Source organism: Burkholderia cenocepacia (assembly GCF_014211915.1).
GTDB classification, from domain to species: domain Bacteria; phylum Pseudomonadota; class Gammaproteobacteria; order Burkholderiales; family Burkholderiaceae; genus Burkholderia; species Burkholderia orbicola.
In genome coordinates, this window is the sequence record NZ_CP060041.1 from 229,142 (window position 1) to 245,895 (window position 16,754).

A 16,754-nucleotide genomic window follows, 5' to 3' on the forward strand; every position below is an offset into this window, starting at 1 on the left:
GGCACGCCCGCCGGGCCGGGCGCAGCCGCATGGACCGTCGCCACGGCGGGGCATCGCGCCCGCCGTCGCGTTCATCCCCGCACGCGCCGCATCCTGAGCGTCGCCGACGGCGATTCGCCGAACGCGCGCTTGTACTCGATCGCGAACCGCCCGAGGTGCGCGAAACCCCATTTCAGCGCGATATCGGTGACCGACGCGAGCCCCGGCGTATCGTCGGCCAGCAGTTCGTCGCGCACATGTTGCAGCCGCAACTGCCGCACGAAGCCCATCGGCGTGATGCCGTGGCGATTGCGAAAGCCGGCGAACAGCGTGCTCGGGCTGACGCCGGCGAGATCGGCGAGCCGTTCGATCGTCAGCGGCTCGTCGAGATGCGCGCGAATGTATTCCTCGACGCGCCGCACGTAGAACGGCGCGAGCGCCGTCGGCAGGCGCCGCGTGCCGTCGCGTGCGCTGTTCGGGTGGCCGTGCAGCAGCAGGTTGAGCAGCGTCGATTCGAGCTGCTCGAACGCAAGCGGATGACGCAACGGATGCGCGTCCGTCGCGATCGCGCCGGCGAGCACCGGCAGCAATTGCGCGAGACAGGTGCCCTGCGGCGACGCCAGGCTGAATTCCGGTTCGAATTCGACGCTCGCACGCCGGTCGTCGCCGAAATGCCGCTGCGCGTGGCGCTCCATCACTTCACGCTCGATGCGCAGGATCACCTGCGGGCACGCATCGCCCCAGCGCATCTTCAACGGCAGCGTCGGCGAAAGCAGCGACGCGGTGCCCGGCGACGACACGAAGCGCGTCGCGCCGCATTCGATCTCGGCGTCGCCGCGCAGTGGAATCTGCAGCAGGAAGAAATGCTCGAGCGGCCCCGGCTCGATGCTGACGCCGCCACCGTAATCGAGCAGGTTCAACGACAGGTTGCCCCAGCGCGCATGGTGCATGCAGCTGTGCAGCGCACGCGATTCGCCGGTCGGCGTGAGCCGGTGCGGCTTGAACACATCGGCCACGCGTGCGCGCACCTCGTCGACGTCGTTCGACTGCAGCAGCAGCGTGTCGTGATTGAAACAGGCGGCATCGGCCAGCCAGCCGGTTTCGAAAAATTGCGCCATCGAAGTTCTCCCGTCGTGCTCGATCGCACTCGCGCCGTGCATGCATTCCCGCTATCGGGGAATCCGCCGCACGATCCGGACAGCGCCTGGAGTATCCGGACAGTCCGTCCTACGAAACACGCAAGTCCCGCGCAAGCCACGCAAGAAGCGGACCGTTCGCGCATCGTAGAAAACTGTGCGGATCTTCCGCATCCGCACATACCCGCACTCGGCCCCGGCCCGCCGGCCTGCGGCAGCCGCTGCCGCAGGTTTCCGGAATTCGCGGATACCGGCCGAAGAAAGCGGATAGAAACGCCCATTTCGGCCGCCAATACTGGGCCGTCACCGAAACCAACCGCATGGAGGGACCCATGAACGGACGTCACATCGAGATTCCAGCGCCGGACGGCGGCGCATTCCGCGCGTACCTGAGCACGCCGGCCGGCGGCACCGGGCCGGGCATCGTGCTCTGTCACGAGATCTTCGGCGCGAACGCGACGATGCGCGACGTGGCCGACTATTACGCCGAGGAAGGCTATACGGTGCTCGTGCCGGACCTGTTCTGGCGCCAGGCCCCGGGCATCGAGCTCGGTGATACGGCGGCCGATTTCGCGCGCGCGATGGCCCTTTATCGCGAATACGACGAAAACAAGGGCGTCGAGGACATCGGCGCCGCGCTGGCCGAGCTGCGCGAGCGGCCGGAATGCACGGGCGAGGCCGGCGTGCTCGGCTACTGCCTCGGCGGCAAGCTCGCGTATCTCGCCGCGTGCCGGCTGCCGGGCGTGGCCGCGGCGGTCAGTTACTACGGCGTGGGCATCGAGCATGCGCTGGACGAAGCCGCGCACCTGCACGGGCGGCTCGTGCTGCAGATCGCGGAGCTGGACCGCTTCTGCCCGCCCGACGCGCAGCAGCGCATCGCGGCTGCGCTGGCGGGTCGCGACGGCGTCGAAGTCTACGTCTACCCCGGCGTCGATCATGCATTCGCCCGCGCCGGCGGCGATCATTTCGACAAGGCCGCCGCGGTCATGGCCCACCAGCGCGCGATCGCCGCGTTCCGCGCCGCGCTCGGCCCGCGCTACGACCTGTCCGCGCTGTGGGAAACGCACCTGAAGCACGAGTTCGACACGCGCAACGTCGACGCGACGATGGCCACGATGGTCGCCGAGCCGTACGTCAACCATATTCCGACACTGACGGGCGGCGTCGGCCACGACGAACTGAAGCGCTTCTACACGCATCACTTCGTGCATGCGAACCCGCCCGACACGACGATCACGCCGATCTCGCGCACGATCGGCGCGAGCCAGATCGTCGACGAGCTGCTGTTCCGCTTCACGCACACCACCGAGATCGACTGGATGCTCCCGGGCGTCGCGCCGACCGGCAAGCGTGTCGAGATTCCGCTCGTCGCGATCGTCAAGTTTCGCGGCGACAAGCTCTATCACGAACACATCTACTGGGACCAGGCGAGCGTGCTCGTGCAGATCGGCCTGCTCGATCCGGCCGGCCTGCCGGTCGCGGGCGTCGACACGGCCCGCAAGCTGCTCGACGAAACCGTGCCGTCGAACGGCCTGATGCGCCGCTGGCACGACAGCACGCCATCGACGGATGCGCACTGACGCGGCCCTTCCCTCACCCCACGATTCCCGGAGACACACCATGAATGCCCTTGCTGGCAAAGTCGCGCTCGTCACCGGCGGCGCCACGCTGATCGGCGCCGCGGTCGCGCAGGACCTGAGCCGCGCCGGTGCGTGCGTCGCGATCCTCGATCTCGATGCGGACAACGGCGCACGCGTGGCCGCATCGCTCGGCGAACGGGCGCTGTTCATCGCGCTCGACATCACCGACGATCGTGCGATCGAGCGCGCGATCGCGACGATCGTCGAGCGGTTCGGCGCGATCGACGTGCTCGTCAACCTCGCGTGCAGCTATGTCGACGACGGCATCCACGCGACCCGCAACGACTGGCTCGCCGCGATGGACGTCAACGTCGTGTCGGCCGCGATGCTCGCGAAGGCCGTGCATCCGCACATGGCCCGGCGCGGCGGCGGCGCGATCGTGAACTTCAGCTCGATCTCCGCGCAGTGCGCGCAAACCGGCCGCTGGCTGTATCCGACCTCGAAGGCCGCGATCCGCCAGCTCACGCGCAGCATGGCGATGGATCTCGCGCCCGATCGCATCCGCGTCAACTCGGTATCGCCGGGCTGGACCTGGTCGCGCGTGATGGACGAGATGACGCACGGCGACCGCGCGAAGACCGATCGCGTCGCCGCACCGTTCCACCTGCTCGGACGCGTCGGCGATCCGTCGGAAGTCGCGCAGGTCGTCACGTTCCTGTGCAGCGACGCGGCGAGCTTCGTGACCGGCGCCGACTACGCGGTGGACGGCGGCTATGCCGCGATGGGCCCCGAACAGGCGGTGCCGGCGATTCCGCGGCTCGCGGAGTGACCGTGCCGCGTCGCCCCTTCTTGCAACCACTCCGGCCGTCACGCGGCCAACCGAGGACATTCCCATGAGACGCATCGCTATCGTCGGCGCCGGCCAGTCCGGCCTGCAACTCGCCTTCGCCCTGCTCGACCAGGGCTACCACGTCACGCTCGCGACCAATCGTGACGCGGAGCAGATCCGCACGGGCAAGGTCATGTCGAGCCAGTGCATGTTCCACACGTCGTTGCAGATCGAGCGCGATCTCGGCCTGAATACGTGGGAGGAAGCGTGCCCGGCCGTCGAAGGCATCGGCATCGCGGTGCCGCACCCGGACGGCCACGGCCGCAAGGCGATCGACTGGTCGTCGCGCCTCACCCGCTACGCGCAGTCGGTCGACCAGCGCGTGAAGATGGCCGACTGGCTCGACGGCGTGCGCCGCCGCGGCGCGGACGTGCGCATCGCCGACATCGGCGTGCCCGAACTCGAGGCACTCGCGCGCAGCCACGACCTCGTGCTGCTCGCGGCCGGCAAGGGCGACATCGTCGGCCTGCTCGGCCGCGACGATGCGCGCAGCCCGTTCGACCGCCCGCAGCGCGCACTGGCTCTCACCTACGTGAAAGGGATGACGCCGAGCGAGCCGTATTCGCGCGTACGCTTCAACCTGCTGCCGGGCATCGGCGAGTATTTCGTGTTTCCCGCGCTGACCACCACGGGCCCATGCGAAATCATGGTGTTCGAAGGCATCCCCGGCGGCCCGCTCGACTGCTGGGCCGACGTGAAGACGCCCGAGCAGCATCTGGACCGCAGCCTGTCGTTCCTGCAACAGTACGTGCCATGGGAATTCGAACGCTGCCGCGACGTCGAAGTCACCGATCCGAACGGCACGTTGGCCGGACGTTTCGCGCCGACCGTGCGCAAGCCGTTCTTCCGGCTGCCGTCGGGCCGCACCGTGTTCGGGATGGCCGATGCGGTGGTCGTCAACGATCCGATCACCGGCCAGGGCTCGAACAACGCCGCGAAATGCGCGAACGCGTATTTCGACGCGATCGTCGCGCGCGGCGCCGCGCCGTTCGGCGAAGACTGGATGCAGCAGACCTTCGAAGGCTACTGGGCCTATGCGCAGCATGTCGTGCGCTGGACCAACTCGCTGCTCACCCCGCCGCCGCCGCACATCCTCGAACTGCTCGGCGCGGCCGGCCAGTCGCCGTCGCTCGCGAAAACGATCGTCGACGGCTTCGACGACCCGCGCCGGTTCGCGCCGTGGTGGTTCGAGCCGTCGGCGTGCGCGGCGCTGATCCGCGAACACAGCGTGCGTGCGGAGTAACCGCCATGGAAACGACCGTCACCGACCGCGCGGCCCTCGACCCGATGCAGTTGCGCGCCGCGTTCGGGCAGTTCCCGACCGGCGTCACCGTGATCACCACGTGCGCGGCCGACGGGCGCAAGGTGGGCCTCACCGCGAATTCGTTCTCGTCGCTGTCGCTCGATCCGCCACTCGTGCTGTGGAGCCTGCGCAAGGTCGCGCCGAGCCGCCCGGATTTCGTCGCGGCCACGCACTTCGCGATCAACATCCTCGCGCACGACCAGATCGACCTGTCGCGGCGCTTCGCGACGCCCAGCGCCGACAAGTTCGACGGCGTGCCGCACGTGGCATCGGAAAGCGGCGGCGTGCCGTGCCTCGCCGGCGCGAGCGCGCGCTTCGTGTGCCGCAACGTCGGCCACTACGAAGGCGGCGACCACCTGCTCTTCATCGGCGAGATCGAACGGTTCGACGCATTCGGCAAGGCGCCGCTCGTGTTTCATGCCGGCCAGTATCGCGCGATCGCCGATCATCCCGATCTTTCACGCGCCTTTTAATTAGTCATACAAACAAATAACCAGGAGGTGGTGAACATGAAACTCGGCTCTCGCCTGCTCGTCGCCGCAGGCTTCGCGATCGCCGGCCTCGCCGGCCACGCGCCGGCCCACGCGGCCGACCTGCCCGCGGTCAACCTCGGCATGACCAGTTTCCTCGACGGGATGCCGCCGGCCGGCGCCGGCTGGTACGGCACGCAATACCTGCAGTACTACACGGCCGGCCGCGTCAACGACAATGCGGGCAACAAGGTCGGGTTGCCGAAGCAGGACATCGACCTGTTCGCCGGCTTGAGCCAGCTCGTCTATCAGTCGCCGCTGACGTTCGCGGGCATGCATCCGGGCCTCGACGTGATCCTGCCGTGGATTGCGTCCGCGCGCACCGACGACGGCATCGGCAACGTCGCGCTGAATGCGCACGCCGGCTTCGGCGATCTGCTGATCGGCCCGTTCATCCAGTTCGACCCGGTGATGGGCACGCAGGGCCCGCGCTTCGCGCAGCGCGTCGAATTCCAGTTCATCGTGCCGACCGGCGCGTACGATCCGTCGCGCGCGATCAATCCCGGCAGCCATTTCTGGTCGTTCGATCCGTACTGGGCCGCGACGCTGTGGCTCACGCCGAAATGGACCGTGTCGTGGCGGCTGCACTATCTGTGGAACGCGACCAACCATCAGCCGGCCACGGCACTCGGCCCCGACGTGACGTCGACGCAGGCCGGCCAGGCGCTCCACGTGAACTTCGCGACCGAGTACGAAGTGCGGCCCGGCCTGCGGCTGGGGCTCAACGGCTACTGGCTGCGCCAGACCACCGACATGAAGGCCAACGGGCAGGACGTGCCGGGTACGCGCGAGGCCGTGTTCGCGATCGGGCCGGGGGCGATGGTCAGCTTCTCGCCGCACGATCACCTGCTGTTCAACGCGTACTTCGAGACCTATGCGCGCAACCGGCCGCAGGGCACGCGGATGGTGCTGCGCTACGTGCATCACTTCCAGTGACGCGCGGCGCGCCGGCGCCCCGCCACGGGGCACCGCCGCTTCAACGGGTTAGCAGTAGGGGGCAGCCGTGAAGGCGGTGGACTACGGCTTGTTCCATGGCCGACCATGGGTCCAGGATGCATTGACGCCGCTATGGTCGACCTGTCTCGCGGCGCCGCCTGGGGAGGGAGCCTCCATGAAGCCTGTTGCCGTGCCGGCCGCCGGATGGCCACCGCGTGGCCCCGGGGCCGGCACATCCGGCCTTTATCGATGCGCGTGCAGCCGCATCCGCGCGCCGCTCACGGCGCGACGCCAACGAACGTCGGCAGCAGCACGCGATAGACGTGAATCATCGCCGGGCCGAGCAGCACCATCATCAGCGCGGGAAAGATGCAGAAGATCAGCGGAAACAGCAGCTTCAGCGCGATCTTCGCCGCGCGTTCCTCCGCGCGCATCCGGCGCCGCGTGCGCAGCATGTCCGACAGCACGCGCAGCGATTCGCTGATGCTCGTGCCGAACCGGTCGGCCTGGATCAGCATCGCGCAGAACGATTCGATGTCCTCCACGCCGGTGCGCAGCGCGAGATTGCGCAGCGCCGTCTCCTTCGTGAAACCGGAGCGCATCTCGAGCAGCAGCAGGTCGAGTTCGCTCGCGACCACCTCGCTGCGAAACCGCAGCTCCTCGCTCACCTTCATCAGCGCCGCGTCGAGCCCGAGGCCGGCTTCGACGCACACCGTCAGCAGGTCGAGCGCGTCCGGAAAATCCTCGAAGATCTTCCGCTGGCGCACCTTGACCCGCTGCGACAGCACGATGTTCGGAATGTAATAGCCGATGCCGGCGAGCGCGACGAGGATCAGCGACAGCAGCGCACGCTCGTCGCCGAGCGACGTGGTGATCAGCGCCAGCAGCGCGGCGCACGGCAGGCCGAGCGCGAGCATCGTCTTCGCGGTGAAGTACACCGCGGCCGCGCTCTGGTTGCGCCATCCGGCATTCATCAGCCGGATGCGCAACGGCGAATTCTCCCAGCCCTCCTTCGGCACCGACAGCTTCGAGATCGGGCTGGACAGCTCGACCAGCTTCGCGACCCAGCGCGACGCCATGTCGTCGCCGTCTCCCGGGCCGGCGACGCCGCCCGCCCCGGTCCCGCCGGCCTGCTGGAGCCGGCGCTGGATGCCGCGCGGCGAGAACAGCAGCATCGCGACGAGCACGCCGCCGGCCACGAAGATGAACAAGCCGCCCAGCATCACGGCCTGGACCACGCTCAGGTTTTGCATGACAACCTCGCAACGGTTCGTTATTCGGCTCGCGCGTCAGACGCGAATGCGCACGATACGGCGGATCCAGAACAGGCCGAACAGCATCGACACCAGCATCGTGCCGACCATCCGGATCCCCGCCGGGTCCTCCCAGAGCACCGACAGGAATTCGCGGTTCAGCAGCGCCATCACCGCCGCGGTGCCGAACGGCAAGAGCCCGAGAATCCACGCCGACAGCCGCCCTTCCGCCGACAGCACGCGCACCTTGTCGAACAGCTTGAAGCGCTCGCGGATCAGCCCGGCGATGCTCTCGAGCAATTCGGCCAGGTTGCCGCCCGTCTCGCGCTGGATAAGCACCGCGATCACGAAGTAGCGCAGGTCCTGCACCGGCACGCGCGTCGCGAGATTCGTCAGCGCGTCGTGCAGCGACACGCCGTAGTTGACCTCGTCGAACGTGACGCGGAATTCGCCGCCCATCGGCTCGGAAAACTCGTCGCCGACCATCCCGAGCGTGCTCGTGAACGAATGGCCGGAACGCAGCGCGCGCGCGATCATGTCGCAGATGTCCGGCAACTGCCGCTCGAGCTTGCGCATCCGCTTGGCGCGGCAGCGCAGCACGTACGTCATCGGCAGCCACCCGGCGACCAGCGCCACCGGCACCGCGGCGAGTTGCGGCAAGCGGGCGAAACTCGCCACGAACCACGCGAGGGCCGCGAACGTCGCACTGAGCGTGATCAGCTTCGGCAGCGTCCAGTCGAGGCCCGACTGCTGGATCACGAGATCGAGCGCATGCACGCGCGGCAGGCGCAGCAGCAGCCGGTCGAACGGCTTCGACTCGTCGAGCATGCGCTTCTTCAGGATCGACAGCCGCTCCTGCTGGACGTTGCCGCCGGCCGACATCGCGCGAATGCGCGATTCGATCCGGCGCGCGGCGGCGCCGTGCCGCGCGTTCCACCATTGATAGATGCCCTCGATCGACAGCACGACCGCGACGAAGGTAAGAATCACAAAACCGTAAAAGATCGCATTCATGAGGCCTCCCCGGCAGCGCACGGCGCCCTGGCGTCAGTCCGTCTCGTAATGCACGGACGGGTCGTACAGCGAATCCGGCAGGTTGATGCCGAATGCCTGCAGCCGCTCGGCGAACTTCGGCCGCACGCCGGTCGCGCAGAAGTGGCCGCGCACCGAGCCGTCGCGGTCCACGCCCGTGCGCTTGAACGTGAAGATCTCCTGCATGTTGATGATGTCGCCTTCCATCCCGGTCAGCTCCTGGATGCTGACGATCTTGCGCTTGCCGTCGGTCAGGCGCGCCGCCTGCACGACCACCGAGATCGCCGACGCGATCTGCTGGCGCATCGTCTTCGGCGGCAGCGTCAGGCCGGACACGCTGACCATGTTCTCGAGGCGCGTCAGCGCGTCGCGCGGCGTGTTCGCATGGATCGTCGCGAGCGAGCCTTCGTGGCCAGTGTTCATCGCGTTAAGCATGTCGAGCGCTTCGGCACCGCGCACTTCGCCGAGGATGATGCGGTCCGGGCGCATCCGCAGCGCGTTGCGCACCAGCGTGCGCTGCGTGATCTCGCCCTTGCCCTCGATGTTCGGCGGGCGCGTCTCGAGCCGCAGTACGTGCGGCTGCTGCAGTTGCAGCTCGGCGGCGTCCTCGATCGTCACGATCCGCTCGTTGCGCGGAATGAAGCCGGACAGGATGTTGAGCAGCGTCGTCTTGCCGCTGCCCGTGCCGCCCGACACCAGCACGTTCACCTTCGCGCGCGACAGCGCGTCGAGCAGCTCGGCCATCGGCGGCGTCAGGCTGTGGAAGCGCACCAGGTCGTCCATCTTCAGCGGGTTGACCGCGAAGCGCCGGATCGACATCAGCGGCCCGTCGATCGCGGACGGCGGGATGATCGCGTTCACGCGCGAACCGTCCGGCAGCCGGGCGTCGACCATCGGGCTCGATTCGTCGATGCGGCGCCCGACGCGCGACACGATCTTCTCGATCACCTTCATCAGGTGCGCGTCGTCGTAGAACGTCACGTCGGTCAGTTCGAGCTGGCCGCAGCGCTCGACGTAGACCTGCCGGTACGTGTTCACGAGGATGTCGGAAATGCCGGGGTCGCGCAGCAATGCTTCGAGCGGACCGAAGCCGAACATCTCGTCGTACACGTCGATCGCGAGCTGGCGCCGCTCGATGTCGTTCGCCGGCAGCCGCTCCTCGTCAAGGATGCGCGCGATCAGCGCGCCGATTTCCATGCGGATCTGATCCTGATGCAGCCGGGACAGGCGCTCGAGCTCGACGCGCTCGAGCACCGCCAGGTGAATGTCGCGGCGCAGCTTCTGGTATGCGTCGCGCACCGACGAATGCGCCGGGCCGGCCGCTTCGCTGGCCGCCAGCGGCTGGGCCCGGTGCAAGGACATCTGTTCGCGCAATGACATGATGGTTCCCCGAAAGAATTACATCGACTTGAGCTTCGGCGTGGCCTTGCGGCCGAACAGCCGGGACATCAACGGTTCGCTGTGCGTCGCGCCGCGTCCCGCGCGCACTTCGCCGTCGACGAGTTGCTTCGCACAGCCCTGCAACGCCCGGACGACCGCCGAGCCGCGCGCGAGCCGCGACACCGGATGGCCCTGGTTGATCGCTTCGAGCACGGTGTCGGCGTCGTCCGGAATCGTGCAGGCCGCGTGCAGGCCGAGCACCTCCTCGAGCGCGGTGCGGGTCCGCTCGCTCGCGCGGGTCGTGCGGTTCACGATCAGCCGCAACTGGTCGGTCGAGTAGCCGAGCGACACGAGCATTTCCAGCAGCCGGCGGCCGGCGCGCACGTGCGGCATCGCGGGCTGCAGCACGATCTGGATCTGGTCGCTGCGATCGAGCGCGACCATCGACAGCGGGTTGATGCCGACGCCGACGTCGAAGATCACGAAGTCGTAGCGCGGCGCGGCGACGCCGAGAATCCATTCGAGCGCGTCCTCGCGCATCTCGGCGGCCTTGACCGGGTCGCCGGCGCCCGCCAGCACGTGAAAGTTTTCCGTCACGTGCGCAACGCTCGCGTCGAGAAACGCGCCGTCGAGCCGCTCGATCTGCGCGCACAGCTGCGGCAGCGTCGACGGCGGCGTTTCGTCGCTGACGAGGAATGCCGCGTCGGCGAACTGCTGGTTCAGGTCGATCAGCAGCACGCGGCGCTTGAAGCCCTCCGCGATCTCGAACGCGATGTTGCCGGCCGCGAAGCTCGTGCCGACCCCGCCCTTGCACGACATGAACGACACGATCCGCGTGTCGTCGGTATCGCGCCGCGTGCTTTGCGCCGCCGCCCGCCCGAGCGCGTTGCCGAGCGCCTGCGGATCGAGCGGCCACTGCAGCACGTCGCGGGCACCCGCGCGCATCGCGTCGAGCAGCACGTGCGGCGATGCGTCGGCCGTCACGAGGATGCAGGTCAGGCCCGCATGCGCGCGGCAGATGCGCTCGATCGCCGACAGCTCGGACGGCTCGAGCGACGTGCCGTCGATCAGCAGGATGTCGAACGCATCGAGCCCGTCGGTGCGATGCTCGATCTGCGACGGGCGGCCGGTGGCGCGCGTCGTGCGATAGCGTCCGCAGTCGGCCACGAGACGCGCGATCTGCGTGAGCCGCGCGGTATCGTCGGAAGCTACGAGGATGTTGATCATGTCGTGTGCCTCGTCATTTCGATTAGTTGCAGGCGGAGCCGCCCGTCGCGGAATTCAGGCTTTCGCGCGGCAGCGTCGTCGTGAACGGCGGCATCCTGACCGTGACGTTCATGAACGGGATCATGGTCTTGACGGTGACGTTCGTGACGCTCACCGTCACGAACGAGCACGTGTTCACGTCGCAGCTCGACGGCGTGTAGTTGACCGACACGTTCGCGCTCGACAGCAGCGGCAGCAGCGATCGCACGCGCTTCACGACACCCGCGGCGTTCACGTCGCAGACCACCGCGGTGCGCGCGCCGAGACGCACGGCCTCGCTCGCGGTGTTCCAGTAGAACAGCACGCGGCCGAACTCGAAGATGCCGATCAGCAGCATGATCAGCACCGACGCGATCAGCGCGAATTCGACGATCGCCACGCCGCGCTGCGCGCGCCGGCGGGACAGCGGAAAATGGCGCGCGTTCATGACACCTGCCTCATCACGGTGACGATGTTGCCGAAGGTGATCGACGGCAGCCACGGGTACGCGGGGATCGGCTGGTACTGGTAGCCCGAGATCTTCACTTCGACGACGTTGATCGCGCCCGTGGCCGTGCCGCTCGCCGCGTTGTTGTTCGAATCGTAGGTCGGCAGGTTCGCGAACTGCGCCGGGTCGGACGCATCGCTGCAGCCGGTCGTGCGCTGCGCGTCGCAGATCGTGACCATCGACGTCGTGAGCCCGGGCACCAGCTCGGTGCCCGACGAGCCGCACGTCGTGTTGCCGTACACGACGAGGCACTGCGCCTGCGACACCGGATACGCGCTGTCGGTCGGCAGCCAGACCGACAGGTAGCGTGCCGCGTCGCGCGTGGCCTTGGTCAGCGTCTCGTACTGGTAGATCGCGCGACCGAACTCGGCCACGCCCGTCGCGAGCATGATCATCGGCATCAGCACGAGCGCGAACTCGACGGCGACGACGCCACGGGTGCGCGAACGACGAATCGGCGGCTTCTTCATGATCGTCTCTCCGCTATTGAACGAGCATCGGCACCTGGGTGCCCGACGCACTGCCGCTGCCGGGCAAGCCATGCGTCGCGCACGGGTTGTTGCCCGAGACCGACGAGCCGAGGTATTCGAGGTGCGCGACGACGGCGCCGCTGCCGGCGCTGAACGGGAGCGGATCGAGCATCAGCACGCAATCCCATTGCGTGACGTGCACCTTGCCGCTGCTGCCCTTCAGCGTCGAACAGTCGCCTTCCGGCGCGAGCGCGAGGCGCCGGTCGCTGCCGTACGTCGAGTAGTTGCTCGCCGTCGCCGTGCCGTTGGTGGCGATGCCGCTGCCCGACGGCGGCGCGCCGTCGCCCTGATAAGGCTTGAAGCTCGCGCGGTCGGCCACGAACTGCGTGTATGCGTCACCCTTGATGCCCGCCGTTCCGGGCGGCCCGTAGTCCGGCCCGACGTATGCGTAGCCGGTGAAATCGGGCTGGCCGCTCGAACCGTTCGCGCCGTTCGTATAGATGCCGAAACGCGTATTCCACGCCCGCTGCGACGCCGACTTCATGCCCGTGGTGGCCAGATCGGGCGGGCTCGTGATGTTGCAGGTATTGCCCGACAGCTCGCTCGCGAGCGTCGTCTCGTTCGTCGAGCCGTCGAGCGCCGCCCAGCCGAAGTTGCCGGGCCCGTAGGTCGACGACGACCCGGACGGCGACGAGATCCAGTCGCCGACCTTGTAGGCCGGATCGGACGGGCCACGGCACACGAACACGGGGATCGCGCAGGTGGTCTGGCCGCCGCCGACGGTCGCGATCGCGCTCGCCGACACTTCCGCCGCATTCGCGAGCTTCGTGCCCGGCAACACGTTCAGCACCTCGATGAACCAGTGCGCGATGTTGCTCAGCGTCGCGGTGCACTGCACGTACTTGATGTTCGCCGGCGTCGTGACCGCGTTCTTGGTCAGGAACGGGTTGGTCAGCGAATCGCTGAACGTGACGTTCGCGTTCGTCGACATCTGTACCGACTTCTTCTGGAAAAACACGAAATTCAGATGGCCGGCGGCGATGCCGTCGGCCTCGGCCACCGACAGGCTGATCGCCGACGTCAGGTCGCGCGCGGCGGACAGCGCGCAGGCATCGGCGCTGTTCTGCAGTTCGCTGCGCGTGACGTACAGCTTGCCGAGATCCAGCGCCAGCCCGACGAACCCGATCATCACCGCCAGTGCGAGACCGACGATGATCGCGACGGCACCGCGCTGGCGGTGCAGGCTGCGACGCGTGACTTTCGGATAGCGGGCTGCGCGGTTCATGGCGTTCTCCCTGAGCGTGCCGTCGTTACTGGGTGGACTTGCCGATGCCGATCACGAACGCATTGGTGGGCGGCTGGACCTGCTTGAACGACTTGTCGTAGTTATCGAGCGCAGATGCGGCGGCGCTGCCGTCGACCCCCGATGCCGACACCGGACGTTCGCCGGCATGCGGATCGATGATCTGGGCGTGCATCACGGTGCGGACCGAGTCGCCGAAGCGGCTGTCCCATACCGGGGTCGACGACATGCAGCCGGCAAGCGCGAACGCGAGCGGGGCGGCGAGCGCCGCGCGGCGCACGAATACGAGGTAGGCGGATTTCATGAGCTTCCCCTTGGACGGTTTCAACGATCGGTGGACTGGGGTTCCGCGGCGGCGCGCGCAACCTGCGCTTTCGGCGCCGCCGCGCTCCGGTGCTTCGGTCGCGCCGCCGGCGGGGCCGACGGTTCGGGGCCGGCGGCCGCGAGGCGCGCGGCGGCGGCTTCGATGCGCGCGACACGCGCCGCGGTGGCCGCGTCGGACTGCGGGGCGGCGGCCGCGACCGGCGCCGGCGCCTTCGGCGGCTCGGCCGGCACCGGCGGCTGCACGTCGGCGTCTTGCGGCGCGCGCGGTGCGGGCAACGCGGCCGGCGCGACCGGTGCTTCCGACTTCGGCGCCGGAGCAGGTGCCGGCGCCTGGGCCGGCGTCTGCGGCGCGGCGGCTGCGCCGTTCGCGGGTTGCATCGGCTGCGCGCCCGCCTTGCGCACGCCGCCACGGCCTTCCATGTTGCCGGTCGCAAAGACGTCGACTTCGTTCGGCTTCGAGAAGCTGTCGGTCGGCAGCGCGACGTCCGCGGTCTGCAGCGGCTTCACCAGGTGCGGCGTGATCAGGAAGATCAGCTCGGTGCGATCCTGCTGGAACGACGTGCTGCGGAACAGCGCGCCGAGCACCGGCACTTCGCCGACGCCGGGAATCGCCTTCAGCGCGCCGCTCGCGTTGTCCTTGATCAGCCCGCCGATCGCGAACGATTCGCCGTCGCTCATCTGCACCGTCGTCGACGCTCGCCGTGTCGTGATCAGCGGCAGGATCGACGTGCCGCCGATGTTGGACGCGCTCAGCGTGACGCCCGTCTGCGACAGTTCCGACACTTCCGGCGCGACCTTCAGGCTGATCCGGCCGTTGGCCAGCACCGTCGGCGTGAACTTCAGCGCGACGCCGAATTCCTCTTCCTGCAGCGTGATCGACGAGACGCCATTGCTGCCGCTCTGCGGGATCGGGATGAAGATCTTGCCGCCCGCGAGGAACGTCGCTTCCTGGCCGCTGATCGTCACGAGGTTCGGCTCCGCGAGGATCTTGACGAGGTTGTCGGTGTTCTGCGCGTCGGCCGCGATGCTGAACGGCTTGTTGTTCGCCTTGTTGAACACGGCGCCGCTCGCGACGCCCGCGAGCAGGTTGCTGACCAGCGCGCCGCTCCACGAACCGAAGCCGCCCTGGATGTTGAACGCGCTGCCCATCTGGTTGATCAGCGTCTTCGACACCTCGGCCACCTTCACCTCGAGCATTACCTGCTGCGGCGACGTGACGTTCAGCATGTTGAGCACGCCGCCGCCCTGCTTGCCGCCACCCGCATCGCCCGCGCTGTCGCCGTACGCATGGGCGATCTGCACGGCCTGCTGCGCGGCCTGCGAGCTCGACACGGTGCCGGCCAGCACGATCGTGCCGGCCGCGGTCGACACATGGATGTCGCGCTCGTTCGGCATCAGTTGCAGCAGCGACGCCTGCAGGCCGCCGGCGTCCGCGCCGACCGCGACGTCGATCACGCGGCATGCGCCGCTCCTGCCCTGCACGATCATGTTGGTCGTGCCGACCGCAAGCCCGAGGATGTACAGCGTCTGCGGCGACACCATCGTCGCCTGCGCGACGGCCGGGTTGCCGATCGTCCGATTGCGGACCGGCTCTGGCATCGGCACCAGCAGCGACTTGCCGAGCGGCACGGCGACGCTGGTCGATTCGCGCACGGCGCCGACGCAGTTCGGCCCGCGCAGCGGCCCCGCCGACGCGGCGGGCGCGGCGGCCGGCACCGGCGCCATGCTGATCGTCATCTGCATCGGCCCCTTGCCGACCGCGGCCGGCGCGCTGGCGCCGCCCTTCGTCAGCACCGCCGACTCGATGCCTTCCTGCGCGAGCGCGCCATACACGGTCAGCCATCCCGAACAGAGGATCGCGGCCATCATCGTGCCCCGTGCGACGCGTGTGCGCAGCGGGCCGGTACCTGTGCGTTGCGGTTTGATCTTCATTTCGTCTGATCCCCCGAGAGACCGGCGCCGTGCCGGTTATCGACTTCCAAGGCCGCCGCGCGATGACGGCGGCCGGTTTGTTGGTCTGGCTATAGGCATTCGTTTCAGAAACATTCGACGCTGCCCTTCACGCCCGTCAGCACGCCGACGCAGTCGCGCCGGACTTCCGGCGCCGCGTGCGACGCGACGTGCACGCGGACCGGCCGCACATGGACGGGCGCCGGTGCCGCTTCCGGCACGGGTTCCTTGCCGAGCAGCGTCAGCTTGGTCGCGCCGCCGGTGGTCAGCGTCTTCTGGTCGACCTGGTTGCGCAGCACGAGCGACAGCGTGCCGACGCTGCGTGCGAGGTCGAGCCGTTCGGCCTGGTCGGGCGTGACTTCCAGCGTCACCGCGTTGACCACCTTCGGCGCCGTGTCGTCGCGGCTGACCTGCTGCGCGACGGCCAGCACGAGGATGTGCTCGAGCACGATCTTCGAGATGCTCTGCCCGTCGGTCTTGCCCTGCTGTTCCTGCGTGTTGACGATCACGTCGACGTAGTTGCCCGGCAGCGCGAAGCCCGCGACGCCGACCACGTCGTTCACGCGCACCGTGATCGCGCGGCTGCCGTCGGCAATCACCGCGGACAGCCCGCCCTTCGTGCCGACCGGCGCGAGCTTCGACTCGATCACCGGCTCGCCGCGCGCGAGGCTGGTGCGCACGACGCGCCCTTCGAGCGTTTTCGTATCGGTGAAGGCGCCGGTCGGCACGCTGCCGGCCGGCCAGCTGACCATGTGGATCTGGTTCGGCCCGAGCGGTTCGCCCAGGTTCAGGTCGGTGGTGGCCACCGCGACGGACGTGACCGAGCTCGTGGACGTCTGTACCAGCCAGCGGGACGCGAACACGACCGCGGCGAGACCCGCGATCATCGCGACGACCAGCATCATGAGCGCTCGACTGTTTTTCATGGCAATGCTC

General features: G+C 68.4%; 16 protein-coding genes. 5 read left to right on the plus strand and 11 right to left on the minus strand.

What is annotated here, in order from left to right; all coding sequences use genetic code 11:
• Positions 1–71 precede the first annotated feature (71 nt).
• A complete protein-coding gene (locus tag SY91_RS30210) occupies positions 72–1,097 on the minus strand; it encodes an AraC family transcriptional regulator (RefSeq protein WP_041489513.1) in 1,026 nt (341 codons plus the stop codon).
• Between the two features lie 350 nt (positions 1,098–1,447).
• Between SY91_RS30210 and SY91_RS30215 the strand changes: the two genes are divergently transcribed.
• From SY91_RS30215 to SY91_RS30235, 5 genes are all read left to right on the plus strand, one after another.
• Positions 1,448–2,695: a dienelactone hydrolase family protein gene (locus SY91_RS30215; RefSeq protein ID WP_023477420.1), complete on the plus strand. Its 1,248-nt coding sequence runs from the start codon at positions 1,448–1,450 to the stop codon at positions 2,693–2,695.
• Between the two features lie 40 nt (positions 2,696–2,735).
• A complete protein-coding gene (locus tag SY91_RS30220) occupies positions 2,736–3,524 on the plus strand; it encodes an SDR family oxidoreductase (RefSeq protein ID WP_011549043.1) in 789 nt (262 codons plus the stop codon).
• A 64-nt stretch (positions 3,525–3,588) separates the two neighbouring features.
• Positions 3,589–4,827 (plus strand): styrene monooxygenase/indole monooxygenase family protein, encoded by a 1,239-nt coding sequence (locus SY91_RS30225; RefSeq protein WP_023477419.1) that lies wholly within the window; start codon positions 3,589–3,591, stop codon positions 4,825–4,827.
• A gap of 5 nt (positions 4,828–4,832) precedes the next feature.
• On the plus strand, positions 4,833–5,360 hold the full coding sequence (locus SY91_RS30230) for a flavin reductase family protein (RefSeq protein ID WP_023477418.1): 528 nt from the start codon (positions 4,833–4,835) through the stop codon (positions 5,358–5,360).
• Between the two features lie 36 nt (positions 5,361–5,396).
• Positions 5,397–6,353 carry a transporter gene (locus SY91_RS30235; RefSeq protein WP_043888436.1) on the plus strand — a complete coding sequence of 319 codons (957 nt, stop codon included), beginning with the start codon at positions 5,397–5,399 and terminating at the stop codon, positions 6,351–6,353.
• A 278-nt stretch (positions 6,354–6,631) separates the two neighbouring features.
• Here SY91_RS30235 and SY91_RS30240 read toward each other — a convergent pair whose 3' ends face one another.
• The 10 genes from SY91_RS30240 to cpaB all read right to left on the minus strand — a co-directional run bounded on the left by SY91_RS30240 (position 6,632) and on the right by cpaB (position 16,744).
• A complete protein-coding gene (locus tag SY91_RS30240; protein WP_023477416.1) occupies positions 6,632–7,606 on the minus strand; it encodes a type II secretion system F family protein in 975 nt (324 codons plus the stop codon).
• A gap of 36 nt (positions 7,607–7,642) precedes the next feature.
• Positions 7,643–8,620 carry a type II secretion system F family protein gene (locus tag SY91_RS30245; RefSeq protein WP_011695056.1) on the minus strand — a complete coding sequence of 326 codons (978 nt, stop codon included), beginning with the start codon at positions 8,618–8,620 and terminating at the stop codon, positions 7,643–7,645.
• A gap of 33 nt (positions 8,621–8,653) precedes the next feature.
• Positions 8,654–10,018, minus strand: a complete 1,365-nt coding sequence (locus tag SY91_RS30250) for a CpaF family protein (RefSeq protein ID WP_023477415.1) — start codon at positions 10,016–10,018, stop codon at positions 8,654–8,656.
• An 18-nt stretch (positions 10,019–10,036) separates the two neighbouring features.
• Positions 10,037–11,245, minus strand: a complete 1,209-nt coding sequence (locus SY91_RS30255; RefSeq protein ID WP_023477414.1) for an AAA family ATPase — start codon at positions 11,243–11,245, stop codon at positions 10,037–10,039.
• Positions 11,246–11,267: 22 nt separating this feature from the next.
• Entirely contained in the window at positions 11,268–11,711 is a 444-nt protein-coding gene (locus SY91_RS30260; RefSeq protein ID WP_011549050.1) for a TadE/TadG family type IV pilus assembly protein, read from the minus strand.
• A complete protein-coding gene (locus SY91_RS30265) occupies positions 11,708–12,241 on the minus strand; it encodes a TadE/TadG family type IV pilus assembly protein (protein ID WP_023477413.1) in 534 nt (177 codons plus the stop codon). The genes SY91_RS30260 and SY91_RS30265 overlap by 4 nt, the downstream gene beginning before the upstream one ends.
• A 13-nt stretch (positions 12,242–12,254) precedes the next feature.
• Positions 12,255–13,526 carry a VWA domain-containing protein gene (locus SY91_RS30270; RefSeq protein ID WP_023477412.1) on the minus strand — a complete coding sequence of 424 codons (1,272 nt, stop codon included), beginning with the start codon at positions 13,524–13,526 and terminating at the stop codon, positions 12,255–12,257.
• A gap of 25 nt (positions 13,527–13,551) precedes the next feature.
• Positions 13,552–13,848, minus strand: a complete 297-nt coding sequence (locus SY91_RS30275) for a hypothetical protein (RefSeq protein ID WP_023477411.1) — start codon at positions 13,846–13,848, stop codon at positions 13,552–13,554.
• A gap of 20 nt (positions 13,849–13,868) precedes the next feature.
• Positions 13,869–15,800 carry a type II and III secretion system protein family protein gene (locus SY91_RS30280; RefSeq protein ID WP_185921498.1) on the minus strand — a complete coding sequence of 644 codons (1,932 nt, stop codon included), beginning with the start codon at positions 15,798–15,800 and terminating at the stop codon, positions 13,869–13,871.
• Positions 15,801–15,904: 104 nt separating this feature from the next.
• On the minus strand, positions 15,905–16,744 hold the full coding sequence (gene cpaB / locus SY91_RS30285) for a Flp pilus assembly protein CpaB (protein ID WP_105798112.1): 840 nt from the start codon (positions 16,742–16,744) through the stop codon (positions 15,905–15,907).
• Between the last annotated feature and the right edge of the window lie 10 nt (positions 16,745–16,754).